This is a genomic window from Pseudomonas lini, assembly GCF_001042905.1.
GTDB lineage: Bacteria > Pseudomonadota > Gammaproteobacteria > Pseudomonadales > Pseudomonadaceae > Aquipseudomonas > Aquipseudomonas lini.
The window spans coordinates 297,634-320,918 of sequence record NZ_JYLB01000002.1 but is presented as its reverse complement, the minus strand read 5'-3'; the positions used below and the strand labels follow the sequence as shown (position 1 = coordinate 320,918).

General features: G+C 57.6%; 27 protein-coding genes and 1 tRNA gene. 12 read left to right on the top strand and 16 right to left on the bottom strand.

All coding sequences use genetic code 11. The features are described 5' to 3' along the window. Positions 1–12 precede the first annotated feature (12 nt). The 6 genes from atzF to TU81_RS05865 all read left to right on the top strand — a co-directional run bounded on the left by atzF (position 13) and on the right by TU81_RS05865 (position 5,129). Positions 13–1,791 carry an allophanate hydrolase gene (gene atzF / locus TU81_RS05890; RefSeq protein WP_048394030.1) on the top strand — a complete coding sequence of 593 codons (1,779 nt, stop codon included), beginning with the start codon at positions 13–15 and terminating at the stop codon, positions 1,789–1,791. 91 nt (positions 1,792–1,882) lie between these two features. Further along, a complete protein-coding gene (locus TU81_RS05885; protein ID WP_048394027.1) occupies positions 1,883–2,101 on the top strand; it encodes a cysteine-rich CWC family protein in 219 nt (72 codons plus the stop codon). Between the two features lie 35 nt (positions 2,102–2,136). Beyond that, complete coding sequence (locus TU81_RS05880; RefSeq protein WP_048394026.1) at positions 2,137–2,829, top strand: pseudouridine synthase; 693 nt, start codon at positions 2,137–2,139, stop codon at positions 2,827–2,829. A gap of 315 nt (positions 2,830–3,144) precedes the next feature. Next, on the top strand, positions 3,145–4,029 hold the full coding sequence (locus TU81_RS05875) for an alpha/beta fold hydrolase (protein ID WP_038979310.1): 885 nt from the start codon (positions 3,145–3,147) through the stop codon (positions 4,027–4,029). A 181-nt stretch (positions 4,030–4,210) separates the two neighbouring features. Next, positions 4,211–4,284: transfer RNA gene (locus TU81_RS05870), tRNA-Gly, on the top strand. A 284-nt stretch (positions 4,285–4,568) separates the two neighbouring features. Further along, the gene (locus TU81_RS05865) at positions 4,569–5,129 is read left to right on the top strand and encodes a hypothetical protein (RefSeq protein WP_038979309.1); all 561 of its coding nucleotides are present in this window, start codon (positions 4,569–4,571) and stop codon (positions 5,127–5,129) included. Between the two features lie 30 nt (positions 5,130–5,159). Here the strand turns inward: TU81_RS05865 and TU81_RS05860 are convergent, their stop codons facing one another. From TU81_RS05860 to TU81_RS05840, 5 genes are read right to left on the bottom strand one after another with little or no spacing between them, the layout of a single operon-like run. After that, positions 5,160–5,477, bottom strand: coding sequence for a cytochrome C oxidase subunit IV family protein (locus TU81_RS05860; RefSeq protein ID WP_030132679.1), 318 nt, complete (start codon positions 5,475–5,477; stop codon positions 5,160–5,162). A gap of 13 nt (positions 5,478–5,490) precedes the next feature. Further along, positions 5,491–6,204, bottom strand: coding sequence for a heme-copper oxidase subunit III family protein (locus tag TU81_RS05855; RefSeq protein ID WP_038979308.1), 714 nt, complete (start codon positions 6,202–6,204; stop codon positions 5,491–5,493). A 6-nt stretch (positions 6,205–6,210) separates the two neighbouring features. Beyond that, a complete protein-coding gene (locus tag TU81_RS05850; RefSeq protein WP_048394024.1) occupies positions 6,211–6,900 on the bottom strand; it encodes a cytochrome c oxidase subunit 3 in 690 nt (229 codons plus the stop codon). Beyond that, the gene (gene ctaD / locus TU81_RS05845; RefSeq protein WP_038980222.1) at positions 6,897–8,672 is read right to left on the bottom strand and encodes a cytochrome c oxidase subunit I; all 1,776 of its coding nucleotides are present in this window, start codon (positions 8,670–8,672) and stop codon (positions 6,897–6,899) included. Before ctaD ends, TU81_RS05850 begins: the two co-directional genes overlap by 4 nt. 47 nt (positions 8,673–8,719) lie before the next feature. Further along, a complete protein-coding gene (locus tag TU81_RS05840; RefSeq protein ID WP_038979306.1) occupies positions 8,720–10,186 on the bottom strand; it encodes a cytochrome c oxidase subunit II in 1,467 nt (488 codons plus the stop codon). A gap of 397 nt (positions 10,187–10,583) precedes the next feature. Between TU81_RS05840 and TU81_RS30415 the strand changes: the two genes are divergently transcribed. The 3 genes from TU81_RS30415 to TU81_RS05825 all read left to right on the top strand — a co-directional run bounded on the left by TU81_RS30415 (position 10,584) and on the right by TU81_RS05825 (position 11,916). Further along, positions 10,584–10,919: a hypothetical protein gene (locus tag TU81_RS30415; protein WP_048394021.1), complete on the top strand. Its 336-nt coding sequence runs from the start codon at positions 10,584–10,586 to the stop codon at positions 10,917–10,919. A gap of 373 nt (positions 10,920–11,292) precedes the next feature. Further along, positions 11,293–11,472, top strand: a complete 180-nt coding sequence (locus tag TU81_RS05830; RefSeq protein WP_048394018.1) for a type II toxin-antitoxin system HicA family toxin — start codon at positions 11,293–11,295, stop codon at positions 11,470–11,472. Between the two features lie 36 nt (positions 11,473–11,508). Further along, positions 11,509–11,916, top strand: a complete 408-nt coding sequence (locus TU81_RS05825; RefSeq protein ID WP_008074516.1) for a type II toxin-antitoxin system HicB family antitoxin — start codon at positions 11,509–11,511, stop codon at positions 11,914–11,916. Between the two features lie 56 nt (positions 11,917–11,972). Here the strand turns inward: TU81_RS05825 and tam are convergent, their stop codons facing one another. Together tam and TU81_RS29345 are read right to left on the bottom strand one after the other, a co-directional pair. After that, positions 11,973–12,743 (bottom strand): trans-aconitate 2-methyltransferase, encoded by a 771-nt coding sequence (gene tam / locus TU81_RS05820; RefSeq protein ID WP_048394016.1) that lies wholly within the window; start codon positions 12,741–12,743, stop codon positions 11,973–11,975. Positions 12,744–12,809: 66 nt separating this feature from the next. Further along, positions 12,810–13,139, bottom strand: a complete 330-nt coding sequence (locus tag TU81_RS29345; protein WP_080772037.1) for a YXWGXW repeat-containing protein — start codon at positions 13,137–13,139, stop codon at positions 12,810–12,812. Between the two features lie 445 nt (positions 13,140–13,584). On the opposite strand from TU81_RS29345, the gene TU81_RS05815 reads away from it, so the two are divergent. After that, a complete protein-coding gene (locus tag TU81_RS05815; protein ID WP_007903283.1) occupies positions 13,585–14,088 on the top strand; it encodes an inclusion body family protein in 504 nt (167 codons plus the stop codon). Positions 14,089–14,212: 124 nt separating this feature from the next. Further along, a complete protein-coding gene (locus tag TU81_RS05810; RefSeq protein WP_048394014.1) occupies positions 14,213–14,752 on the top strand; it encodes an AidA/PixA family protein in 540 nt (179 codons plus the stop codon). 164 nt (positions 14,753–14,916) lie between these two features. Here the strand turns inward: TU81_RS05810 and TU81_RS30465 are convergent, their stop codons facing one another. After that, positions 14,917–15,063 (bottom strand): hypothetical protein, encoded by a 147-nt coding sequence (locus TU81_RS30465; RefSeq protein WP_008074520.1) that lies wholly within the window; start codon positions 15,061–15,063, stop codon positions 14,917–14,919. 196 nt (positions 15,064–15,259) lie between these two features. Here TU81_RS30465 and TU81_RS05805 point away from each other — a divergent pair, with 196 nt between their 5' ends. Then, positions 15,260–15,661 (top strand): low affinity iron permease family protein, encoded by a 402-nt coding sequence (locus tag TU81_RS05805; RefSeq protein ID WP_038979300.1) that lies wholly within the window; start codon positions 15,260–15,262, stop codon positions 15,659–15,661. Between the two features lie 52 nt (positions 15,662–15,713). On the opposite strand, the gene TU81_RS05800 is transcribed toward TU81_RS05805, so the two are convergent. The 8 genes from TU81_RS05800 to TU81_RS05770 all read right to left on the bottom strand — a co-directional run bounded on the left by TU81_RS05800 (position 15,714) and on the right by TU81_RS05770 (position 23,024). Continuing rightward, positions 15,714–16,217 carry a DUF4142 domain-containing protein gene (locus TU81_RS05800; protein WP_048394012.1) on the bottom strand — a complete coding sequence of 168 codons (504 nt, stop codon included), beginning with the start codon at positions 16,215–16,217 and terminating at the stop codon, positions 15,714–15,716. A 73-nt stretch (positions 16,218–16,290) separates the two neighbouring features. After that, positions 16,291–16,446 (bottom strand): KGG domain-containing protein, encoded by a 156-nt coding sequence (locus tag TU81_RS31000; RefSeq protein ID WP_008014777.1) that lies wholly within the window; start codon positions 16,444–16,446, stop codon positions 16,291–16,293. Positions 16,447–16,569: 123 nt separating this feature from the next. Further along, complete coding sequence (locus tag TU81_RS05795) at positions 16,570–17,922, bottom strand: sensor domain-containing protein (RefSeq protein WP_048394488.1); 1,353 nt, start codon at positions 17,920–17,922, stop codon at positions 16,570–16,572. A 103-nt stretch (positions 17,923–18,025) separates the two neighbouring features. Further along, positions 18,026–18,664: a LysE family translocator gene (locus TU81_RS05790; RefSeq protein WP_048394010.1), complete on the bottom strand. Its 639-nt coding sequence runs from the start codon at positions 18,662–18,664 to the stop codon at positions 18,026–18,028. Positions 18,665–18,728: 64 nt separating this feature from the next. Continuing rightward, positions 18,729–19,145: a fosfomycin resistance glutathione transferase gene (gene fos / locus TU81_RS05785; RefSeq protein WP_048394008.1), complete on the bottom strand. Its 417-nt coding sequence runs from the start codon at positions 19,143–19,145 to the stop codon at positions 18,729–18,731. Between the two features lie 210 nt (positions 19,146–19,355). Next, positions 19,356–20,687: an MFS transporter gene (locus TU81_RS05780; protein WP_038979296.1), complete on the bottom strand. Its 1,332-nt coding sequence runs from the start codon at positions 20,685–20,687 to the stop codon at positions 19,356–19,358. A gap of 220 nt (positions 20,688–20,907) precedes the next feature. Then, positions 20,908–21,834: a hydroxymethylglutaryl-CoA lyase gene (locus tag TU81_RS05775; protein ID WP_048394007.1), complete on the bottom strand. Its 927-nt coding sequence runs from the start codon at positions 21,832–21,834 to the stop codon at positions 20,908–20,910. Further along, positions 21,831–23,024 (bottom strand): CaiB/BaiF CoA transferase family protein, encoded by a 1,194-nt coding sequence (locus TU81_RS05770; RefSeq protein ID WP_038979294.1) that lies wholly within the window; start codon positions 23,022–23,024, stop codon positions 21,831–21,833. The genes TU81_RS05775 and TU81_RS05770 overlap by 4 nt, the downstream gene beginning before the upstream one ends. Positions 23,025–23,285 lie beyond the last annotated feature (261 nt).

Here is a 23,285-nt window from a genome sequence, read left to right as displayed (position 1 = left end):
AGGATTATCGCCATGAACATCAATCTGCAACTCGACGCCCTGCGCAACGCTTACCAACAAGGGCAAATCACGCCTCGGCAACTGCTGTTGAGCCTGCGTGAAAAAGCCGCGGCACTGAACCCGGACTATCACCTGTTCATCCATTTGCTCAGTGCCGAGGAACTGGAACCGTACCTCGCCGCACTCGACGGTCGTGACCCTGGCAGCCTGCCGCTGTACGGCGTGCCGTTCGCGATCAAGGACAACATCGACCTGGCGGGCATTCCCACCACGGCGGCGTGTCCGGCGTTTGCCTATGTGCCGGAACGCTCGGCAACCATCGTCGAGCAACTGCTGGCGCTGGGTGCGATTCCGTTGGGCAAGACCAATCTCGACCAGTTCGCCACTGGCCTCAATGGCAGCCGCTCGCCGTATGGCGCTTGCCCGAACAGCGTGTTGCCGGAGTATCCGTCGGGAGGTTCCAGCGCCGGGTCTTCACTGGCGGTGGCGCTGGGCGTGGCGAGTTTTTCCCTGGGCACGGACACGGCAGGCTCCGGTCGCGTGCCGGCGGCATTGAACAATCTGGTCGGTTTGAAAGCCAGCAAAGGGCTGTTCTCCACTGCCGGTGTGGTTCCTGCCTGTCGCACGCTCGATTGCGTCACGACCTTCACGTCCACGGCCCGGGAAGCCAGTCAGTTGCTCGCGCTCACCGCTCATCTCGATCCACGGGACGAATACAGCCGCAGTAATCCGCTGTGGAATGACGGCTCGGCCTTCGGCACACCACGCCCATTCCGTTTCGGCGTGCCCCGTGCGCAGGATCTGGCGTTCTTCGGCTGCCCTGAAGGCCCGTTGCTGTTCGGCGACGCCATCGACCAGCTCAAAGCCATGGGCGGGGAAGCGGTCGAACTGGATTTGTCGCCGTTTCTCGAAGCGGCGCGGTTGCTCTACGAAGGGCCGTGGGTGGCGGAGCGTTACAGCGTGGCCGGCGAGTTGATGGAGCAACATCCTCAAGCCGTGCTGCCGGTGATTCGCGCCGTATTGGCCAAGGCCCCAGCGGTGACCGGCGTGCAAACCTTCCGCGCCCAATACCGTCTGCAGGCCTTGAAAGCGCTGTGCGACAAAGCCCTGGAAGGCCTTGATTGCGTGGTCACGCCAACCATCGGCCGCCCGGTGACACAGGCGGAGCTTGCGGCCGAACCGGTGCTGCGCAACTCGGAACTGGGCTACTACACCAACTTCATGAACCTGCTCGATTACGCCGCCGTCGCCGTGCCCAGCGGATTCATGGGCAATGGTTTGCCATGGGGCGTGACGTTGTTCGGCCGGGCGTTTACCGATCAGTATCTGTTGAGCGTGGCGGATGCCCTGCAACGCCAGCAAGGGTTGGCCGCGCCTGCGCCGACGAACATTGCGCGCAATGATCGCGCACGGCTGGTGGTCTGCGGCGCGCACCTGGATGGGCTGGCGCTGAACTGGCAACTCAAGCAGCGTGGAGCCCGTTTGCTCGAAGCCACTCACAGCTCCCCCGACTATCAGCTGTATGCCCTGGCCGGTGGCCCCCCCTATCGCCCAGGCATGGTCCGAGTGAAAGAAGGTGGCGCGGCGATTGCGGTGGAAGTGTGGGAGTTGCCAAGCAGTGAGTTGGGTTCGTTCCTGACCGCCATTCCGGCGCCGCTGGGGTTGGGCAAGGTGCAATTGGCGGATGGGCGCTGGGAGAGCGGGTTTATCTGTGAGCCCTATGGGCTGGAGGGGGCGGTGGATATCAGTCAGTTGGGCGGGTGGCGAGCGTATCTGCAAGATCGGCGTTGATTTCCGGGATCACCGGCTTGCGCAGGAGTGCTTGCCGGCCGATCATGCGCGGTCTCGGGCCAAGCAAACCGGCCGTAATCGAATGCCCCTCATGAAAAAACCTGACCTCTGCCCGGCTTGCGGCGCCTCCAACGACTGCAGCCTGGCTGACCCGCGAACCGTCGATCGTGCCTGCTGGTGCTACGGCGTCAGCATCGATCCGGCGGTGCTCCAGGCGTTGCCCGCCGAGCTGCGCGACAAGTCCTGCCTGTGCCCGGCCTGCGCCCAGGTCGAGGTGCAGTTGCAAGCAGCCGCTGAGCCGATCACGTAAGATGCGCCCCCCCTTTTCCCACCGATCCCTAGCCCATGCGCGTTGACCGTTTCCTCAGCAACCTGCCCCGCTTCAACCGTAAGCAGGTACGCCTGTTGCTGGTGGAAAAACGCGTCAGGGTCGACGGAGAAGTCGTCAGCGACCCTCACGCCGAGGTACTCGAGTTCAGCCGCGTAGAGGTCGACGACGAAGTTCTGCAAGTCGGCAAACCAGCCCGCTACTTCATGCTGTACAAACCACCCGGCTGCGTCAGTGCCACCCGCGACCCGCAACACCCGACGGTGCTCGACCTGATCGATGAACCGGACAAGGATGATTTGCACATCGCCGGTCGCCTGGACTTCAACACCACCGGCCTGATGCTCATCACTAACGATGGCAGCTGGTCGCGACGCCTGACCCAACCTCAGACCAAACTGCCCAAGGTCTACTACGTCGAGACCGAGCAGGACATCACTGCCGAATACGCGATCACCTTCGCCAAAGGGCTGTATTTCGCCTTCGAAGACCTCACCACACAACCTGCTGAACTGGTCGTACTCGGGCCAAAGTCTGCGCGCTTGAGCATCGTCGAGGGCCGCTATCATCAGGTTAAACGGATGTTCGGCCACTTCGACAACAAGGTGGTGCGCCTGCACCGTGAACGCATGGGTCCGCTGGTGCTCGACGACACGTTGAAGCCCGGCGAATACCGGCCGCTGAGCAGCGATGAGATCCGAATGATCTAAGCAGGCGACCGCTCAGCAGAAGCCGGTGAAAATTTTTCGAAAGATACTTGCGCGATGACGTGACCCCTGCTTGAATCAGGACGTCGGCGCGAAACGTGACCGACGAGTCACCAAAACTACTCTAAGAAACTTTTTGCCGGCAGAGAACCCTCAGGTTCCGCCTTCCCCCGGCAAACTGCCCGCTTATAACAATACCCGTCGACCGGCCTGCAATGGATCGACATGGGCCTTCAAAATTCCAGGCGTATGCCTACCTGTCACAAAGCTCGTGCAATCTGATTTGCGCGCATACCCGCTTGCCAGGAGTCTTATGTCATGAGGCCAGAAATCGCTGTGCTGGATATACAGGGTCAGTATCGGGTCTACACGGAGTTCTATCGCGCAGACGCCGCAGAGAAGACCATCATTCTGGTCAACGGCTCGATGTCCACGACTGCGTCGTTTGCACAGACCGTGAAAAACCTTTACCCAGAGTTCAATGTGGTGTGCTACGACCAGCCCTATGCGGGCAAGTCAAAAGCCCACAACCTGCATGAGAAAATGCTCACCAAGGAAATCGAAGGGCAGATTCTTCTGGAGCTGATCGACCACTTCGCCGCCGAGCACGTGCTGTCGTTTTCCTTTGGAGGCGCCGCCACGCTCGTCGCCCTCGCCCAGCGGCCACGGCGCATCGAAAAGGCCGTGATCAGCTCGTTCTCGCCGGTGGTCAACGCGCACATGCTCGACTACCTTGAGCGCGGTGTCGATTATCTCGGCAGCCGGGACGGTAACCGGGTCGGTGACTTGGTGAACAGCACCATCGGCAAACACCTGCCTTCGCTGTTCAAGCGCTTCAACTATCGTCATGTCAGTTCGTTGGCCGAACATGAATACGGGCAGATGCATTTTCACATCAGCGACGTGCTTAACAGCGACCGTCAGTGCTACCTGAACGCGGCGAAGAAAATCAACGTGCCGGTGCTGTTCATGAACGGCGAATGGGACGAGTACACCGCCGCTGCCGATGCCAAGCTGTTCGCCGGCCACGTGCAGCACAGCACCTTCAGCACCCTTCAGGCCACCGGCCACTTTCTCGACATGGAGCACAAAGCCGCCTGCCGAGACAGCCGCAACGCACTGCTGGGCTTCCTGAAACCGGCGCAACACGAAAGCCGACCGCGCTACCAGTACGTCCAGGACCACCATGCATTGGCAATCTGAAACAGAGTCATCGCGAGCAAGCCCCGCCCTGCAGCGTTAAACGCATTCCTGTAGGAGCGAGGCTTGCCCGCGAATGACCGCTACGCGGTCGATGCTTTCGTTTCACCCGTGCTAAAGCCATCACGCGCAAAGAAAAACTTCATTTTCACGCGCACATCTGGTACAAAGTCAGCCGCTCTGAGCGGGTGTCGTATAATGGCATTACTCCAGCTTCCCAAGCTGATAACGAGGGTTCGATTCCCTTCACCCGCTCCAATCGAATTTTTATCTCACGTCAGTTTTTGGCGGGGGATGCAGGAATAAAAAAACCGGCCTCGATGGCCGGTTTTTTTGTGTCTGGGGTTTAGGGGGCTTGCGCCAAACCCTGCCACCTCTCAGATCTTGACGTTGCCCGCCCCGCATACTAGCGAATGCTATACTTCCTACGAATTGCATGAAGCGTACAACGTTCCCCACGGGTACAGATACCGACTGCAAATCTCAGTTAGCGGCTGCAGGACAGAGGAGGTCTACAGCCAACACGAGATGGGAGGTGTGGCATGAATCGGCACTATTACATCAGTGACAATCTCGACGATCTCGAAGCCGTTGAAAATGAACTGGAAGCCAACGGCATCAACACCGAACAAATTCATGTGCTCAGTGAACAAGTGGCTGATGTTGAAGAACATCACCTCCACGAGGTTAACTCGTTAATGAAACAGGATGTTGTTCACTCTGGCGAGATTGGTGCTGTGGTCGGTCTGCCACTCGCGGCGCTGGTCCTTGGCGGCGCCTATTGGCTGGGCTGGACTGAGTCCGCCGCAGGCTGGATGCCTTTTATCTTCCTTGCCATCATTATATTTGGCTTCTGCATCTGGGAAGGCGGCTTTTTTGGTATCCAGGTGCCGAATGCTCACTTCCGCAATTTTAAACAAATGGTAGAAGAGGGAAAACATATCTTCTTCGTGGATGTTGAACCGAATCAGGAACCGATATTGGACCGGGTAATCGAACATCATCCAACGCTGACGGTCGCCGGCACGGGAACGGCAGCCCCCCACTGGACAGTGGCCTGGCAGCATAAATGGCATCAGTTCAAGCGAGTGATATCGGGTTAGCCCTGAAGACTCATGGCCACCGGAAGCTGCTTATTGGCCGAAGGAAATGACCCGGCTGAGGAAAACATAGTCTGCCTCGGTGGCCATCAGTCCGACGAGCACCAATAAACACAAAGGTGGCAACAATATGGCGTAGACCATGGTCAACCGTTCCCAGGCCATGTGCATGAAGATGGAGACAATTAAACCTGCCTTCAACAACATGAAAGTGATAATCAGGGACCACCGAAGGTAGCCATGGAAGTGGAAATAGTCGACAAGGTACGACAGCGTGCTGAGGACGAATAACAGCCCCCAAATCTTAAGGTACAAACTGATTGGATGTTGCTGACCCTGAGCATGTGCCATCACCCGTACTCCTCTACCATAAATAGAAGAAAGCAAAAATAAACACCCACACCAAATCCACGAAGTGCCAGTAGAGCCCGGCTATCTCGACGTTCTGATAGTTTCCGGAGCGCTCATAATCTCCCCGCATTACTTTCAGCGCCACAATGCTGAGGTAGAGGGCGCCGATTGACACATGCAGTCCGTGGAAACCGGTAATCATGAAAAAACTCGCACCAAATTGCGCCGCTCCCATGGGGTTTCCCCAGGGACGCACCCCTTCTGCGATCAGCTTGCTCCATTCAAATGCCTGCATGCCGACGAAGGCCACGCCCAAGGCAGCGGTCGCCAACATCAGGGCAGCGGTTTTCGCGCGATCACGGCGATAGGCGAAATTAACGGCCATGGCCATGGTGCCGCTGCTACTGATCAGCACAAAGGTCATGATGGCGATCAGAATAAGTGGGATTTCCTTACCGGCAATCGTCAATGCGAACACTTCACTGGGGTTCGGCCAGGCAGTGGTGATGGTCATGCGTACCGACATGTAGCCGACTAAAAAACAGGTGAATATAAACGTATCGCTGAGCAGGAATATCCACATCATCGCCTTGCCCCAAGGGACCTGCTTGAAGACCTCTCTATCCGAGGCCCAGTCGCTGGCGATGCCCTGCCATCCCGGAGCAGGCGGTGAGTCTGGTGGATTGGATGAACTGGATTCGCCTGGGGCAAGTGGGTGCGATGCCATGGCTTTTCACCTCAGGCCGCAGAATCTGGCGATGGCTTCATAGGTTTGCGGCGTGCTGGCCAGCAAAGCGAATAGCACGAACCAAAGACCCAGTAAGTAATGCCAATAAATGGTACAGAGCTCTACGCTGACACTGAGTTGCGGCAACGGCACGCGACGCAGGAATTTAGCGACGATTATGCCCCAGGCTATCAGCCCGCCCAGCAGGTGGAGCCCATGCAGGCCGGTCAACAGGTAGAAGAAACTGTTGGCCGGATTGCTGGCGACAAAGTAGCCCCAGGCGACAAACTGCTGCCAGACCCAGAATTGCCCCACCAGAAAGGCAATGGCAAATACGCCCCCCAATGCAAAACCGATGACCGTTGCGTCCAGTCGAGCCTGTCGGGCGGCCATGCGCGACCATTGCAGTGCGATGCAGCTGAATACCAGAAAAGCCGAATTCAGCCATAGCTGCCAGAGATTGGCTAACGGCGCCAAGGGGTCTGTCAGGGGGAGCCAGTCGGCCATTTGTGAACGGGCAATAAAAGCGAACAGGAAGAGAAAGAATAACGAGCTCACCACCACCAGAAACAAGCGCAGGCCCGTTCTTGCGATTTGGCCTCTATCAGCCTCGGTGGCCTGAATACCCCCAGGATCGCTACTCCAACTGCCGCCCGGGTCAGCGCCGTCGGCGTTTCTCAATAGCAGCCTTTTCATGTTTTAACGTCCGCTATCTTGGTTCCGGCACTCAGTTGCCGCATCTGCTCCAGTTCCTCGGCGGAGACGGTTTGCGGAACGAAATCCTGTTCTATCCCCGGCACACTGTAGTCATAGGCCCAGCGGTGCACGACCGGCAGCTTCGCTCCCCAGTTACCGTGTATCGGCGGGGTGTTCGGCGTTTGCCATTCCAGACTGGCCGCACCCCACGGATTACTGCCTGCGGGCTTGCCCTTGAATGCACTCCAGGCCAGGTTGAACAGGAACAGCAGTTGGGAAACGCCGACGATCAATGCGATCACCGTAATGAAGGCATTCAACTCTTGCGCCGACTGCGGGATGAACGCGTAGTTTTCATAGGCGTAGTAACGGCGTGGCATGCCCTGGAAACCCAGGTAGTGCATGGGGAAGAAGATGGCGTAGGTGCCCAGAAAGGTAATCCAGAAATGCAGCTTGCCCAGGGTGTCGTTCAACAGGCGCCCGGTGACTTTCGGGTACCAATGATAAATGCCGCCGAACACCACCAATACCGGTGCGACTCCCATGACCATATGAAAATGGGCGACGACGAAATAGGTGTCCGAGAGCGGAATATCGACGATCACATTGCCCAGAAACAATCCGGTCAAACCACCGACCAGGAAGGTGACGATAAAGGCCAGGGCAAACAGCATCGGCACGGTCAGATGGATGTCGCCCCGCCACAGGGTCAGCACCCAGTTGTAGACTTTCAGTGCGGTCGGCACTGCGATGATCAAGGTGGTGACGGCGAAGAAAAAGCCAAAGTACGGGTTCATTCCGCTGACATACATATGGTGTGCCCAGACCACAAAGCTGAGTACGCCAATCGCAATAATGGCCCACACCATCATTCGGTAGCCGAAGATATTTTTACGCGCATGCGTGCTGATCAAGTCGGAGACCAGACCAAACGCAGGCAGAGCCACGATGTAGACCTCCGGGTGGCCGAAGAACCAGAACAGGTGCTGGAATAATATTGGGCTGCCACCCTGGTGATCGATTTGCTGCCCCAGCGAGATCATCGCCGGCATAAAGAAGCTGGTGCCCAACAGCTTGTCAAACAGCATCATGACCGCACTGACGAACAACGCCGGGAAGGCCAGCAAGGCCATGATCGAGGCCATGAAGATGCCCCATACGGAGAGCGGCATGCGAAACAATGTCATGCCGTGCGTGCGCGCCTGCAACACCGTGGTGACGTAGTTCAACCCGCCCATGGTGGCTGCAACAATAAAAATCGCCAGTGAGACGAGCATCAGGACGATGCCCCACTCGACCCCCGGTGTTCCCTGAGAAATGGACTGTGGCGGATAGAGCGTCCAGCCCGAACCGGTGGGGCCGCCGGGGACAAAGAAACTGGAGAGCAACACCACTACCGCTAGCAGGTAGAACCAGTAACTCAGCATGTTGACATAGGGGAAGACCATGTCGCGGGCGCCCACCATCAGCGGGATCAGATAGTTACCGAAGCCACCCAGAAACAACGCCGTCAGCAAGTAAATGACCATGATCATGCCGTGCATGGTCATCGCCTGATAGTAAGCACTGGCGTCCATGAACTCCAAAGTGCCAGGGAAGCCAAGCTGTATGCGCATCAAGCCAGACAACACCACGGCGATAACGCCCACGAATATAGCCGTCAAGGAATATTGAATGGCTATGACCTTGTGGTCCTGACTCCAGATATATTTGGTCAGGAAGCTTTTAGGTTCGTGTAGTGCTTCTGTTTCGGCTTGCTCCGCATAGGCCATCACGTCATCCTCCGGTTCGAAGTTTCGGTGCATTCCTGGCTGCTTTACTACTTCCCTGGCTCCGCCTTGCTCGCATCAGCGTCGGCATTCGCTTTGGATTTGATAAAGGCGATCAGTGCGCTCAACTCCTGATCACTCGGGGTAAAGGCCGGCATGACGGCTGCGTAGCCTTTGACGATTTTGGCGCCGGGATTAAGAATCGAATCCTTTATATAGCCCTCGTCGGCCTTGATACTCGTACCGTCGGCAAGGGTTACGGTCTCGCCATACAGGCCCTGCCAGCTGGGGCCGACACCCTTGCTGCCATCGACGCTGTGGCAGACCAGACAACCGAGGGACTCGGCCAACCGCTGCCCCTGCGTCGCCAAGTCGTCACCTCTGTCCAGTTTTTCGCTGGCAGAAGATTCTTGCTCCGCGGCACCCAAAGATTTGATCAGGGCGACGACAGCACCCAGTTCATCTTCAGTGAGAGTATAGGCCACCATGACTGGCGGGTAGCCCTGCACCAGTCGGGCCTTCGGATCGAGGATCGACTCTTTCAGGTAGGCCTCATCGACCAGTGCACTGGTGCCATCGACAAACTGTTCAGTGCGGCCGTACAGCCCCTTCCATCCCGGGCCGAGACGGGTACTGCCATCCTGGCTATGGCAGGCACCGCAGCCGTATTGTTCGACCAACAAGCGACCTTTTTCCAGCACGCTGTCCTGACTGGGTTTGGCAGCTGTCGTTAATGTCTGCGCAAAAGTCGGTTGGCTGTTCAGCCATTGATCGAAGGCGCCCTGCTCTTCCACAAACATATGGCCGCGCATGTTGTAATGACCTACACCACAATATTCAGCACAAAGGATTTCATATTTCCCGGTTTTAGTCGGCGTAAACCAAAAATACGACACCATCCCCGGCACCATGTCCATCTTGCTGCGAATTTGCGGGATATAGAAATTGTGCAGTACATCTTTAGAACGCAGTAAAACTTTCACTGGCTGATCGAGCGGAAGGCGAACTTCATTGTTTTTTATAAGTACATCGTCCTGCCCAAGAGGATCTTTGGGATCAAGGCCGAGAGGATTGGTGAAATTAACAAACTTGATATCCGACTTGCCCAGCTTCCCGTCCCGACCGGCAAAACGAAAGGCCCACTGCCACTGCTGGGCGACTACTTCAAGTTCATAAGCATTTTTCGGCACCCGGATGAAGTCATTGTAAACCACCAGGCCTGGCGCCAACATCGCGGCAATCCCTATCGAGGTCACGATAATCAACCATGTTTCCAGTTTTTTACTTTCTGGCTGATAGTGCGCCCTGGCCCCCTCCTTGTGACGATAACGCATGACGGCTATCGCCATAAATACCGTGATAGCGATAAAAAATATTCCGCTAATGATCAGGGTGATGAACAGGGTAGTGTCTATTGACCCCCAGTTGGAGGCTGGCGGTGCCGCATGCCAAGGCGCTAGTATATGGAACAACACTGATGCAATAACGATTAGTATCAAGATAATTGCTATTGCCATTTTCTGTTCATCCTATTCCTGTTGTTCACTGGTTATGCAACAGCATCGCCACTGACGTCCAAGCAGGGCAGACAAGTACCATCCATTCCGGCGGTAAAGTCAGCAAGAAGTATAGTGCATGGACAGATCCAGCGCGTTTTGTGAAAAAACCTGGCGTCCGGATATTCCAATTCGAACATTAAGTTAATCGCTTAAAGCTATTCGCTACATATAACTATGGATATCAGCATTACGTCTCTCGGGACTGAATGGGCGTAGCGAATTGACGCGGGTTATCAAGGCCGGGTTGCCAGCTATACTCAATTCTGATGACGGGATGGCAGAACTGGCCAGAAGCGGATGGCTTGAGAAGAGACAAGAGCTACAGAGTCCAGCAGTCCACGACGGAGGTTTCGTCATGAGTAACCTGACGATCGAAGGCTGGTGCAAACCCAGCGGCGCCCCAAAGTCCACCCCGATGGGTGAGATCAGCTTTGATGTCGATGGCCCCCTCCATCTGCGTCTGGAGCAAGCCGAAGAACGCCTACAGAAGACCCATGAGCCTGAAGCCATGATTGATGTCGACATGAGCTCAATGGATTTGATCCTGCCAGAGGGTTACGACCCCTTGTCCGACTGCCAAATGCGCGTCTACTTGCAGCACGGGCGCGGTCAGTTCCATTTGGTCGGGCATCGAGCGAGCGATGGAAGCTTGGTCTATACCAACGCAGTTTTGATTGATCAGCTGCTTTAGAAGCTACTACTCAATCTCAGTCAGTTAAGCGAGCACCCCCTTTTCGTAGGAGCCAGGCTTGCCGGCGAAAGCGCGCTTTAGGACGCCTTCGCCGGCAAGCCTGGCTCCTACATGTCCGATTCGCCCAACTCACTGACATTGATTCGAAGTGGCCGGTTTTTTATGCATGAAATTTGATCTCCCCTCGCTCTCCAGCGCCTCGGCAAAACCTTGCAATACAGAAAGCCGGCCTTCCCCAAGCCATCGCCAAATGCCCTCCTAGACTCATTTCATGTCGCCAACACGTAGGTGCTCAGACTGCATTGGTGGTTATAGTGTTGATTAGTGAATTTCAGTAGGTATAGTAACCACAAGCACACCACAGGGAGGTGATGTGAATAGCCGTTTTTTGATAAGCCAAATCGTTGCGGATGGCTGGTATCTGGTACGAATCAAGGGGAGCCATCACCATTTCAAGCATCCAACCAAGCCAGGACTGGTTACGGTTCCTCATCCGAAAAAGGATCTGCTCAAAAAAACGGCCATCAGTATTTTGCAACAGGCGCTGCTCTGACGAGTCGATTGACAGCGCCTTCGGAGGATGACGAACATGCTTTACCCAATTGCGATTTCCATGGGCGATGACGAACACGCCTGGGGTGTAGAAGTACCGGATATTCCGGGTTGTTTCTCCGCCGGCGAGGATCTGGATGACGCCATGGCCATGGCGCGCGAAGCCATCGAAGGCCATTTCGAAATATTGGCCGAAGACGGATCACCGATTCCGCCCGCCAACAAAGTGACCTTGCATGCGGCCAATCCACAGTACGCAGGGTGTACCTGGGCCGTGGTGGACATCGATGTCACCAAATACCTGGGCAAGGCCCAGAAACTCAACATCACCCTGCCCGGCTACCTGCTCAACCGCATCGATGAGTATGTACTGCATCATCCGGAAGAGAAAAGTCGCTCCGGGTTTCTGGCCTCGGCGGCGCTCAAGGTTTTGCAGCAGGGCTGATGGTTCCAAGGTTGGTCAACCAAAGGGACAAATGACCAGACAGGTCCCTTTGTAGGTCAGCGCGTCGCCACCATGAACAAACGCGGAAACGGCAATAGCACCGAACCATCGCTCAGCGCCGGATAGGCCTGCTCGATTGCCGTCTGATACTGCTTGAGATACTGCACCCGCTCCGCTTCATTCAGCGGCTCAAGGAAAGGCCGTAAACCGCTGCCCTTGAACCACTCGACCACACCCGATGCGCCGTCCGCGAGTGGATGGTGGTAAGTGGTGCGCCATACATCGACCCGGGTGCAATGGGCACGCAGCATCGAGTAGTAACCACCCGCATCCTTCATTTCCGTTCGCAGCCCAGCGACCCCCGCCAGTTTGTCAGCCCAAGGGCCGTTCGCCGCGACTTCGCGCATCAACCTGTGCGACGGTTCGTTGAGGTTGTCGGGCATCTGAATCGCCAGGCTACCGCCAGGCGCAAGCCTGGTCACCAATGACGGCAGCAACCGGGCGTGATCAGGCAGCCACTGCAACACCGCGTTGGCGAAAATCACGTCGAACGGGCCGGTCTCTTTCCAGGTATCAATGTCAGCAGTGTCGAAACGCAGGTGAGGCAAGCGCTTGCAAGCGGCCTCGATCATATCGGGTGAACTGTCCACCCCTCGCACCGCGGCATTGGGAAAGCGCTGCACCAGCAACTCGGTGGAATTACCCGGGCCGCAACCGATGTCGATTGCCGATTGGACATCCATTGCGGGGATGGCGGCCAGCAAGTCACGCGCCGGGCGCGTTCGCTCGTCTTCAAAAGCTACGTATTGTTTGGCGGACCAACTCATATCGCTCTCCTGTCGGTGGTTGTCGCCAGAGGCAGACAACCGGTTCGCTACGATACATTGACCGCGTCAGTTAACCCACGCCCCCACCCGCCAATGCCAGCCATCGTTACGTTGCTCCCAGTGCGGATGCACATAACGATACCCCGGCCGTTCCGGGACCCAATGGCCATGAACCGCGACATAACGCCCACCTTCCCAACGCCAGTACCCCCTGGACCAGAGATAACCCGACCGCCCCGCAGGCTCTACCTCAACAACGCGTTCCGGTGGCGGCTGCGGTGCGATTATTTCAACATATTCACGCTGCACCGGACGCCGGTCATGAACAACCCGTTCCTGCACACAACCCGCAGCGGTAACCACCACCGCCAGCAACACCATGTAACGTAACAACATGCCGCCTCCTCAGGCTTGAAAGCCAAATCGAGTGAACCAGCAAAAAACAGCACCCCTTTTCCAACCATCTTCCTGCCTGGTTCATTACTCTTTTAACAGGCCTTGTCTGTCTATTGCCTGAACCCGGATCACTTGACGATTGAAAAACACAGGGGATCTGAATGAGCCTTTTCTTATCGCAAAATCATTGAAAGTCATAACCAAAAGGACCGTTCGTCGACCGAAGGGCAAAGCGATTTTGACAGTATAAAAATGGCATCTATAGTCCTATCGCGGCCTGTTGGAAGGAACCCAACCCGTTATCTCAAGGCAAGGAGCAAGGCCAGCTCGTACCCCGTGAATCGAGTGGGTTCCCCAGTAGTGTGTTCGCAACGGCCGCAAGGCAACAAGCGTTGTCGTACCTGGTAGGTAGCCAGGTAATCACTATGTTCAAAGGAGCTTTACTATGTCTCGAGTCACGGATGTACTTGTTTCGATCGACACCGAAACCATTCTGAAAAACTACCCGAACATCAGCAAAAACCCTGCTGCGCCGACGATGATCGACGTCAATCATGTGTACATGGTGACCAATCAGAACAACGTGGTAAGTGGCCAGGCCGGCGGCGAGCTCAACCTGAAAGCCCAGGTAGGCGATCTGATTCGCTGGCGTGAAGCCAGCCTGTCGCTGGGCTTCGAGCAAGCAGTGATTTTCTACAAGTTCGTCGGTAACGCAGGCAACGAGTTGATCTCTACGCCCACGCCACGCAAGGCTACTGCCTCCTTTGCAGTTCCTAACACCAGCAATCCGTCGGTGCCCAGCTGCCAGAAGGTCGATAACCATTACTGGTCTTCGGAAACCCTTGCCTGCGGCAGCGTGACCTATCACTTCCAGTTTCTGATCGTGAATCGCGACTGCCAGATCATCGGCTGCTGCACATGGGATCCGTTCATTACCATCCGTAACTGATGCTGGGCCGGGCCCCTTGGCAACGAGGGGCCTACCGAGCTCGTTGCCGCCTCGGCTGGAACAGGATGTCTCGCTTGAACCGAAGCGGTTACCGTTTTGCGTCAACATCATGAAAGGATCCATGATGACTTCCGAACCGATTACCTCCCCTTCGGCGGACGCCGTGATAGCCAGTAGTGTGCTTCTGATTGTCGATGCCGAATCGTTGCTTTCACGCTATTCGCAACCCAGTCTTGAATCGCAGAACCCGACTGTGATTGAAGATGGCTTCATCTTCCCCGTGACTAGTAGCACGACGACACAAAGTGCTGAAAATGACAGCAAAATAACGCTGACAGCCAGCAACGGAAAGGTCTTCCATGTTCGCGGCAGGACCGTCAGCCTGCTGGCCGAACATACGGTGGTATTTCACGACCTGACGGTGGACGATGCCGGGGTCCTTTCGCCGCCCAAACTGATCGTTCACAGCGACCAGACAGTCCCCACGCCCGACCCCGCCAACCCGACCCAGCCTGGCAGCCACAGCGCCGATGATCATTATTGGGAGTGTTCGCAACTGAGCACGGGCGTAACAGCCTGCGAACTGAACTTCATGCTGATCAACCAGCGCTGTGAAGTGTTGGGGTACTTCAGCTGGAAGACTGAGGTGACGCTGTCGGCGTGAATAGATAGGCACAAAAAAACCAATGCCAGTTCAGGCGCGGAACCTGTGGGAGCGGGCTTGCTCGCGAATGCGGTGTGTCAGGCGACATCAATATTGACTATACCGCCGTCTTCGCGAGCAAGCCCGCTTGTGTCTTGGGGTGCAACGGTAGCAGCGACTCACCGCTATTTACTATCCGCCCCCTTCTCCTGCATCTGCACCGAAGACTTGGTGCCGTCAGTATTGTCTTTAGTCTCGTTATCCGAGTTATCGAAGCAGCCCTGCAATGCAAGCAGGCAGCAGCACAGGTAAAACGTGCGTGCAAGGTTCATGCTGTTCTCCAGTTTCAGGGGCTTGAAGTAGTGACCCATGTCGGTGGAAATGGTTGCGACTTTCTCGGCCCCGAACGATCAGCGCTGACAGAGGGTTCAACGCATCGGTTTTCCGCCCCGCAGGCAATATTCAGCAGAATTTTCGTTATGCCCGTGCTGTCTGAAAATCAGGCTCATCCCTATAAGGAACACGGCAATGAAATTCGCGAAAATTGCACAGAAACTCTCCCTGTGGGCCGGCCTGCCCCGGACATTTCTGGGGGCGATCGCTCTGATTATCCTGTGGGGTTTGAGCGGGCCGATTTTTCATTTCAACGATACCTGGCAACTGATCATCAACACCTCGACCACCATCATCACCTTCCTGATGGTGTTCCTGATCCAGAACACCCAGAACCGCGACACGGACATTTTGCACTTGAAGATCGATGAGTTATTGCGAGTCACGAAAGAAGCGCAGAACGCGATGTTGGGACTCGAATCGCTGGATCTCAAACAGTTGGAAGAATTGAGAAAGAAATATCGCCACCTCGGCGAAGGCGAAACGATTGCCCTGGACGGCACTGTCGTCCCGGAAACAAAGAAACAGGATGAATGAATGTTGATCCATGCCCCGCGGGTGACCGGCGATGTCACCCGCGCCATTGGTGCTAACGACTGGCTTGCAGCTCTCTGGCCATTTGCAGGTGGTTTTGCAGTTTGGGCAACGTTTCTTCGGCGAACGCTTTGATTTGCGGCACGTCCGTGGCCTGTGCTTGTTGTTGAAGCTGGTCGATGGATTCTTGTGTGGTCTTCACCTGGTTGGCGGCGTATGCCTCATCGAAGGACGCGTCGTCCTTCACCTCCGGGATCAGCGTTTTGGCCTTGTCCATCACCTCTTCGCGTGGCGCAACCGGTAAATCGAGTTGCTTGGCAATTTTCGCCAGATGCTGGTTCGCTGTGGTGAGGTCGTTGATCACCACGATGGTGTAATCCTTGACCTGTTTGGACTCGGTTTTCTGGTGCGCCAAGCGACTGGCTTCGATGTCGGCCATGCCTTTGGCCGACGCTTCGTTGATGAATTCGGCAGCTGACTGGGCAAAGGCACTGCTGGCAAACAGCCCCAGTAACGTGACAAAACTGGCATTGCGTAAACGGGTGGCCATCTGGCTCATGGTCGCGCCCTCCTTCTTTGAAAATTCAAACGGGAGCTTGCGCCCCCGTCTTTTAATAAAACCACCTTCACTATTACCGGGATTTCTGACCACCTTTGCGGCCCATGCCGCCTTTCGCGGAGTCTTTATCAACGGTCGTCGTGGTGGTTTTCCCACCTTTGCGACCGGCTTCAGACGCCTTCGTTCGATCATGGGCACTACCCGGACTCGGATTTTTTGAAGTAGGCATGGTTTTCATCCTCTTGATGATGAGAGCAGCGAGCGGCGAGCAGCCGCCCGCATAGAATAAGAATTTCCATCGCCAAAAAGGTTTAGAAAAACTGGCAACGCCGCGACGAACGGTGACGGACTTTCAGGCCCCGAGACGCAGGTGATGTTGGCGTTTTGCGGTGTACATCGCCTCATCGGCATGCCTGAACAGCTGGTTTTCTTCAGTGCCATGCTCGGGGTAGCGCGCAACGCCAATGCTCGGCTGAATGTTCAGGTTATGTCCGTCCAGGCGCAGGGGCTGAACCAGTACCTGGCGGATTTTTCCCGCCACATTCTCGGCGTCTTCCGCGGCGTGGATGCTGTGCAACAACACGACAAATTCATCACCGCCGATACGCGCTACGGTGTCGGTTTCGCGCACGCAGCCCTTGAGCCGATTGGCGACCGCTTGCAACAGCATGTCCCCAACTGCATGACCAAGGGTGTCGTTGACTTGCTTGAAGCGGTCGAGATCGACGTAGAGCAACGCCATTCGACCGGAATCTTCCCGGGCCAGCGCCAGTGAGGCCTTGAGGCGTTCGCGCAGCAACTCGCGATTGGGTAGCTGAGTCAGTTGGTCGTACTGGGCCATGCGCTGGAGCCGGGCATGCAATTGCTTGCGCTCGATAGCGGTCGCGACCTGAGCGCAAACATACTGCAGCAGTTCCTTGTCTTGCTCGGTGTAACGCTCGCCGCCCGGTACGCTTTTAACGATCAAGGCGCCAATGGTGCCGTTGTTCTGCGAACTCAATGGCACGCCCAGCCAGCAGGGCGAATCCTGGCCCGCGACAAGCGCCGCAAAACCGGCCGGCGGATCGTCCTGATCCGGGGTCAGCAGAATCGGCAAGCCGCTGCGAATCACTTCGCTGCAAAGACGCCCGGTCACAGTCCCGGGCTCCTCGGGTTGCGGTTCACGGTCGTCGACGTGATAGGGAAAATTAAGCTGCGCGCAGTGTTCGTCATACAGCGCCACAGAGAAATTCAACGCTGGGAGCCATTCGCCGATAATCGAATGGACGCGTTTGAACAGCGCCAGCAGGTCTTCCGCCGCATGGGCCGCCTCGGAGATTGCATACAGCGCCGCTTGCCGGGACTCGGCCTGTTTGCGCTCGGTGATGTCGCGCGCCACGGCAATGCGCAACTGATCGACCTCCGACCAGCGCGCCGACCAGAGAATGTGTACCACCCGGCCGTCCTTGCGCAGGTAGCGATTTTCAAAGTTGAGCTTGGGCTCGCCCCCCATGATCTCCCGCGCGGCGTCGATGGTGCGCTGTCGGTCGGCGGGATGCACTAAGTCGATCATCGGCTGGCCGATCAGCTCGTCGGGGGTGTAACCGAAAATGCGCTCGCAGGCCGCGCTGACAAATACGAAGCGACCTTGTTTGTCCACCGCACAGACGGCGTCCAGCAAGAGGTCGATGTAGCTGGCCAGTGGTGCGGAATTTCTGGTTTCCATGATGCCGAGAGCGTGTCCGGACAATGCAACATTGAACAACCCTCCCTGACCGGTCATACGCCCGAGCGATGACTGTGCAGCTGACGCTTCCTTGCGATCAGCCTCAAGCCTTGTTCGTCACCAGCCCCGGCAGCGCATGCACCAGGGCATTGATGGCAAAACCGATGAACATTACCCCGCACAACCGCGTGATCGCCAGTTCATGGCGCTGATACAGCGTGCGCACCTGACGCGCACCGACGATGCCTATGAGGATAGCGTAGGCCATAAGGCCACCAATGAAGCTGAGGACGATCAACCATGGCAGCATCGACCAATGCAGCAATTCTGCACGGCTGGACAGCAGCGCAGTAAAGGTCGCCACCGCCACCGGGTATGCCTTGGGGTTGGTCAGACCGAACATGATGCCGTGCCAGAACGGCTGCCGCGCCGGCCCCTGAGGCGCCTCGGCACTGCCGCGGCGAGCCCGCACCGCGCGCAGACCCAGCCAGAACAAGTAGAGCCCACTGAATACGCCCAGCACATCGAACGCGGTGCTGCCGATTTCCCGCGCACCGACAATCGCGATCAGCGCCGTGCTGCACCAGATCACGTCGCCCAGCAAATGCCCGCACAGAAACCCCGCTCCGGCCCGCCGCCCGCGCGCCGCGCCGATGCCGAACACCGCCAGTACACCCGGCCCCGGCGTGATGCCATAAATGAAGCCCGAGGCGAGAACCGCCATTAGCAGTGATGGAGTCATGGGAATTCCTGTTGAAACGCCGGATGAATGGACGCAAGTCTATCCCAGGACCTCGAGCATCGACTTAACGATCGTCGAAGAACTTCATCCCCGCATACGGCCGTTGCCGACACGCCGCCAGCCGCGACGCCAGATCCCCGACATGCGCCTCTAGCTTGTGCCCGTCCGGATCGAGAAAATAAAACGACGCGCCTTCGCTGCGGTTGTCCCGCCATTCCCGCACGCTAGCGGATCGCAGGCGTTCGACGAACAACGGGAAGTCCGTAGCGCCGATACTGAAGGCGTAATGGGTGTAGTCAGCGGCGGGAGCGGATTCGCGCAACGGATCGAGAGAAAGGCACAGCCATAGACCGGGTAATGAGAGATAGGCGCCGGTGTCCCACGTGGCTTCAAGCTGGAGTTGCAGCAGATCGCGATAGAACGCCACGCTGCGGTTCAGGTCGGTGACGGCGAGGGTCAGGTGATTGAGGCCGGTTAGCATGGGTTTAGTAACCTTGAGGCTGAGTCCAACCGGAGCGTACAACTTAAACGTCCTTGGGCGTAGAACCACTAGTGCTTTGTTGCTGTGAGTCAGTCTTCGCGGGCAAGCCCGCTCCCACAGGGATTGGCGTCGGACACAGATCCTGTGCCTGACGCGGTCAATGTGGGAGCGGGCTTGCTCGCGAAAGCGGTTTTCCTGACGCCGCAGATTTCAGAACTTATCGAGCGTGCGCAGCTTCTGCGGCAATCCCCACAGCAACAACGCAGCAGCAATCAGCGCGGCGACGCCGATGACGTACAGGGCCGGGGTGGTGCTGCCGGTCAGGTCCTTGATCCGCCCGACCATGACCGGGCTGACGATCCCGCCGAATTGGCCAAGGGTGTTGATCACCGCGATCCCGCCCGCAGCACCTGCGCCGGCACCGGCCAGTAGTTTTGGCGGGAGGGTCCAGAAGCTCGGGATGGAGGCGATGATCCCGGCACCGAGCAAGCCCAGGGCGACAATCAGGAAGGTCGTGTGGTTAGCGAAGATTCCTGCGCTGAAGAACCCCACCGCGCCTACCGCCACCAGACCTGCAACAAACTTGCGCCGCTCGCCGGTGGCATCGGACAACCGCCCGATCACCACCATGCTGATGGCGCCACAGACATAGGGAATGGCGGTCAGCAAGCCGATCATCACCGGACTCTCGGTGCCGGCACTGCGGATCAGTTGCGGTGCCCAGAAATTCAAGCCGTAGGACGCTACCTGAATCAGAAAGTAAATCAGCCCCAGCATCAGGAAACCCGGAATCCGCAAGGCTGCCAGCAAGGAACCGCCGCTCTTGTGCGGTTCGTGGTGAGCGATACGGCTGGCGAGCAGTTTCTTTTCCGACGACGTCAGCCAATGGGCGTCTTCGATGCGGTCCTTGAGCAAGGTCAGCACCAACAAACCGAGGCCGATGCAAGGCACGCCACCGAGCAGAAACAGCCAATGCCAGCCGCGCATATCAAGGACGCCATCCAGGTGTTGCAGCACCAGCCCGGAGAACGGTGCGCCAACCAGCCCGGCAAACGCCGACGCGAGAAACAGCATCGACGTGATGCGCCCGCGATAGTGCTGCGGGAACCACAGCGTCAGGTAATACAGCACGCCCGGCGCGAAACCCGCTTCCATCGCACCAATCACGAAGCGCAAGGCGTAGAACTGCCATTCGCTGTTGACGAAGACCATGGCCGCCGTGGCGACACCCCAGGACATCATGATCCGGGCGATCCAGCGCCGGGCACCGACCTTGTAGAGCATCATGTTGCTCGGCACTTCGAAGATCACGTAACCGACCACAAACAGCCCGGCGCCGAGGCCATAAGCGGTATCGCTCAGGCTCAGGTCGGCCTGCAACTGGAACTTGGCGAAGCTGATGTTGATGCGGTCGAAAAACGCGAACAGGTAGCAAACCATGATCAGTGGCATCAGTCGCCAGGCGACTTTGCGGACCAGGGCTTTTTCGGCGTCGTGGCTAACGGACGGGCTCGCGCCCGCCTCCAGTACATTGAGGCTCATAGTGTTTCTCCAGATGGACTTCACGAGGGAGTCCCGATTGTTTTTGTTGTCTGGTTGAGGTGGTCTTGTGGACGCTTTTTTGTGGGAGCGAGGCTTTTGTGGCGAGGGGGCTTGCCCCCGTTGGACTGCGCAGCAGTCCCATTTTTGGGGCCGCTCCGCGACCCAACGGGGGCAAGCCCCCTCGCCACAAAAGCCCGCTCCCACAGGGTTCGTGGTGGGTTCAGGAGGGTGTCGGGTGCAGGTCGCAATTGCGTCCTGCTTTGGCTAACTGCCCAGGCACTTCATGGCCCAGCAACGCGGGTAACCCTCGGGATAACTTCAGCAACAACGGCAGATCGATGCCGGTGTGAATACCGATTTCATCGCACAGGTTGACCAGGTCTTCAGTGCAGATATTGCCCGAAGCCCCCGGCGCAAACGGGCAACCGCCAAGGCCGCCGAGGGCCGCATCGAAGCGACGGGCTCCGGCCTCGTAAGCGGCCAGGACGTTGCACAGACCGAGGCCGCGAGTGTTGTGAAAATGCAGGGTCAGATCCGCTGGCGAAACCCGCTGCAAGACTCTGCGCACCAGCCGATCGACCTGACGCGGATTGGCCATGCCGGTGGTGTCAGCCAGGGTAATGCCCTGGATCCCGAGCTCCTGATAGGCGTCGACGATCTGCAGCACTCGGTCCTCATCGATCCTGCCTTCGAACGGGCAACCGAAGGTCGTGGCAATGCTGCTGTTGAGCCGCACCTGGGTGCCGCGAACGAATTCGACGATCTCGCCAAACGCCGCCAATGACGCCTCGCAGCGCATCCGCATATTCGCCAGGTTGTGGGTCTGGCTGGCGGACATCACCAGGTTCAGCTCATCGGCCCCCGAGGCCAGCGCTCGTTGTGCGCCTTTGAGGTTGGGGATCAATGCGACATAGATCACGCCTGGCCGTCGGGCGATGCCCTTGAACACTTGCTCGCCATCGCGCAGCGCTGGAATGGCCTTGGGCGAAACGAACGAGCCTGCTTCGATGCGGCTAAACCCCGCCAGCGACAACTGATCGATCAGCGCAATCTTGTCGACGGTTTCGACCCAGGTCGGCTCGATCTGCAAGCCATCACGAGGAGAGACTTCCTGAACGATCAGAGTCTCGGAGTAATCAGTGATCATTGCACCACCCCTTCAGCTTTCAGCCGTTCGATATCCTGGTCAGTCAGGCCCAGCCCCGCGAGGATGCCATCGGTGTGCTGACCCAGACTCGGTCCCGACCAGTTCACGCCACCGGGGGTCTCGGACATTTTCGGTACGATGCCCGGCATCTTCACCGTGGCGCCGCCAGGCAGTTCGGCGCTGAGCAGCATGTCCCGCGCCTGGTAATGTGGATCGGCAACGATATCGGCTACCGAGTAGATGCGACCGGCCGGGACTTCGGCGGCTTCCAGGGCCGACAGCACTTCATCGATGGGCAGGCTGCTGGTCCAGTGAGTGATGGCGGCGTCGAGCACATTACTTTTGGCGGCGCGGCCATCGTTATGCGCAAACTCCGGCGCTTCGGCCAGATCGACCCGACCGATCACCGCCATCAGGCGCTTATAGATCGGGTCACTGTTGCCGGCGATCACCACGTAGGCGCCGTCGGCAGTCAGGTAAGTATTGGATGGCGCGATGCCCGGCAACGCCCCGCCGCTGCGCTCACGAACATGGCCCAGCATGTCGTATTCCGGCACCAGGCTTTCCATCACGTTGAACACGCTTTCGGCCAAAGACACATCGACCACCTGCCCGCCGCCCTGCCCGGTCTTGACTCGCAGCAGCGACATCAGTGCACCGATGACCGCGTGCAGCGAAGCCAGGGAGTCGCCGAGACTCACACCCACTCGGGCCGGCGGTGAACCGGGGGTGCCGGTGGTATAGCGAATCCCGCCCATGGCCTCGCCGATCGCACCGAAACCCGGACGATCACGGTACGGGCCGGTCTGGCCATAACCGGAAATGCGCACCAGCGTCAGGTTGGGATTGAGGGCATGCAACACGTCCCAGCCCAGGCCTAGTTTTTCCAGGGCACCGGGGCGCAGGTTTTCGATCAGCACATCGGCGTCGGTCGCCAGTTGCTTGACCAATTCGATGCCTTCGGCGGATTTCAGATTCAGCGCCAGGGACTTCTTGTTTCGCGATTGCAGGTACCACCACAGCGAAGTGCCTTCGTGCAGCTTGCGCCATTTGCGCAGGGGATCGCCCTGGCCCATGGCTTCGATCTTGATCACTTCGGCGCCGAACTCGGCGAGCATGCGCGCCGCGAATGGCGCGGCGATCAGTGTGCCGATCTCGATCACTTTGATTGCACTCAAGGGGGCAGTCATCGCGGGGTACCTCTTGTTCTTGGAATATGAGCCAAGGCTAGAGGACCGAGGGGCAAGGAATCCAACCTTCAGTTGGCAACGACCGTTCGCGAAATGCGAATGCTCGATGGACGGTTTGCCGCGACCTCAAGTCAGTCTTCGCGAGCAAGCCCGCTTGTGTCTTGGGCAGGAATTAGACTGAGGGTGAGAGCGGTGGAGTGGCAAGCTGAATGCCCGGAGTGCTTAAAGCACGTGTGGGAGCGGGCTTGCTCGCGAAGAGGC

Coding starts and splice junctions, on each gene's coding strand:
- atzF (WP_048394030.1), top strand. CDS start 13: ATGAACATCAATCTGCAACTCGACGCCCTGCGCAACGCTTACCAACAA.
- TU81_RS05885 (WP_048394027.1), top strand. CDS start 1,883: ATGAAAAAACCTGACCTCTGCCCGGCTTGCGGCGCCTCCAACGACTGC.
- TU81_RS05880 (WP_048394026.1), top strand. CDS start 2,137: ATGCGCGTTGACCGTTTCCTCAGCAACCTGCCCCGCTTCAACCGTAAG.
- TU81_RS05875 (WP_038979310.1), top strand. CDS start 3,145: ATGAGGCCAGAAATCGCTGTGCTGGATATACAGGGTCAGTATCGGGTC.
- TU81_RS05865 (WP_038979309.1), top strand. CDS start 4,569: ATGAATCGGCACTATTACATCAGTGACAATCTCGACGATCTCGAAGCC.
- TU81_RS05860 (WP_030132679.1), bottom strand. CDS start 5,477: ATGGCACATGCTCAGGGTCAGCAACATCCAATCAGTTTGTACCTTAAG.
- TU81_RS05855 (WP_038979308.1), bottom strand. CDS start 6,204: ATGGCATCGCACCCACTTGCCCCAGGCGAATCCAGTTCATCCAATCCA.
- TU81_RS05850 (WP_048394024.1), bottom strand. CDS start 6,900: ATGAAAAGGCTGCTATTGAGAAACGCCGACGGCGCTGACCCGGGCGGC.
- ctaD (WP_038980222.1), bottom strand. CDS start 8,672: ATGGCCTATGCGGAGCAAGCCGAAACAGAAGCACTACACGAACCTAAA.
- TU81_RS05840 (WP_038979306.1), bottom strand. CDS start 10,186: ATGGCAATAGCAATTATCTTGATACTAATCGTTATTGCATCAGTGTTG.
- TU81_RS30415 (WP_048394021.1), top strand. CDS start 10,584: ATGAGTAACCTGACGATCGAAGGCTGGTGCAAACCCAGCGGCGCCCCA.
- TU81_RS05825 (WP_008074516.1), top strand. CDS start 11,509: ATGCTTTACCCAATTGCGATTTCCATGGGCGATGACGAACACGCCTGG.
- tam (WP_048394016.1), bottom strand. CDS start 12,743: ATGAGTTGGTCCGCCAAACAATACGTAGCTTTTGAAGACGAGCGAACG.
- TU81_RS29345 (WP_080772037.1), bottom strand. CDS start 13,139: ATGTTGTTACGTTACATGGTGTTGCTGGCGGTGGTGGTTACCGCTGCG.
- TU81_RS05815 (WP_007903283.1), top strand. CDS start 13,585: ATGTCTCGAGTCACGGATGTACTTGTTTCGATCGACACCGAAACCATT.
- TU81_RS05810 (WP_048394014.1), top strand. CDS start 14,213: ATGACTTCCGAACCGATTACCTCCCCTTCGGCGGACGCCGTGATAGCC.
- TU81_RS30465 (WP_008074520.1), bottom strand. CDS start 15,063: ATGAACCTTGCACGCACGTTTTACCTGTGCTGCTGCCTGCTTGCATTG.
- TU81_RS05805 (WP_038979300.1), top strand. CDS start 15,260: ATGAAATTCGCGAAAATTGCACAGAAACTCTCCCTGTGGGCCGGCCTG.
- TU81_RS05800 (WP_048394012.1), bottom strand. CDS start 16,217: ATGAGCCAGATGGCCACCCGTTTACGCAATGCCAGTTTTGTCACGTTA.
- TU81_RS31000 (WP_008014777.1), bottom strand. CDS start 16,446: ATGCCTACTTCAAAAAATCCGAGTCCGGGTAGTGCCCATGATCGAACG.
- TU81_RS05795 (WP_048394488.1), bottom strand. CDS start 17,922: ATGGAAACCAGAAATTCCGCACCACTGGCCAGCTACATCGACCTCTTG.
- TU81_RS05790 (WP_048394010.1), bottom strand. CDS start 18,664: ATGACTCCATCACTGCTAATGGCGGTTCTCGCCTCGGGCTTCATTTAT.
- fos (WP_048394008.1), bottom strand. CDS start 19,145: ATGCTAACCGGCCTCAATCACCTGACCCTCGCCGTCACCGACCTGAAC.
- TU81_RS05780 (WP_038979296.1), bottom strand. CDS start 20,687: ATGAGCCTCAATGTACTGGAGGCGGGCGCGAGCCCGTCCGTTAGCCAC.
- TU81_RS05775 (WP_048394007.1), bottom strand. CDS start 21,834: ATGATCACTGATTACTCCGAGACTCTGATCGTTCAGGAAGTCTCTCCT.
- TU81_RS05770 (WP_038979294.1), bottom strand. CDS start 23,024: ATGACTGCCCCCTTGAGTGCAATCAAAGTGATCGAGATCGGCACACTG.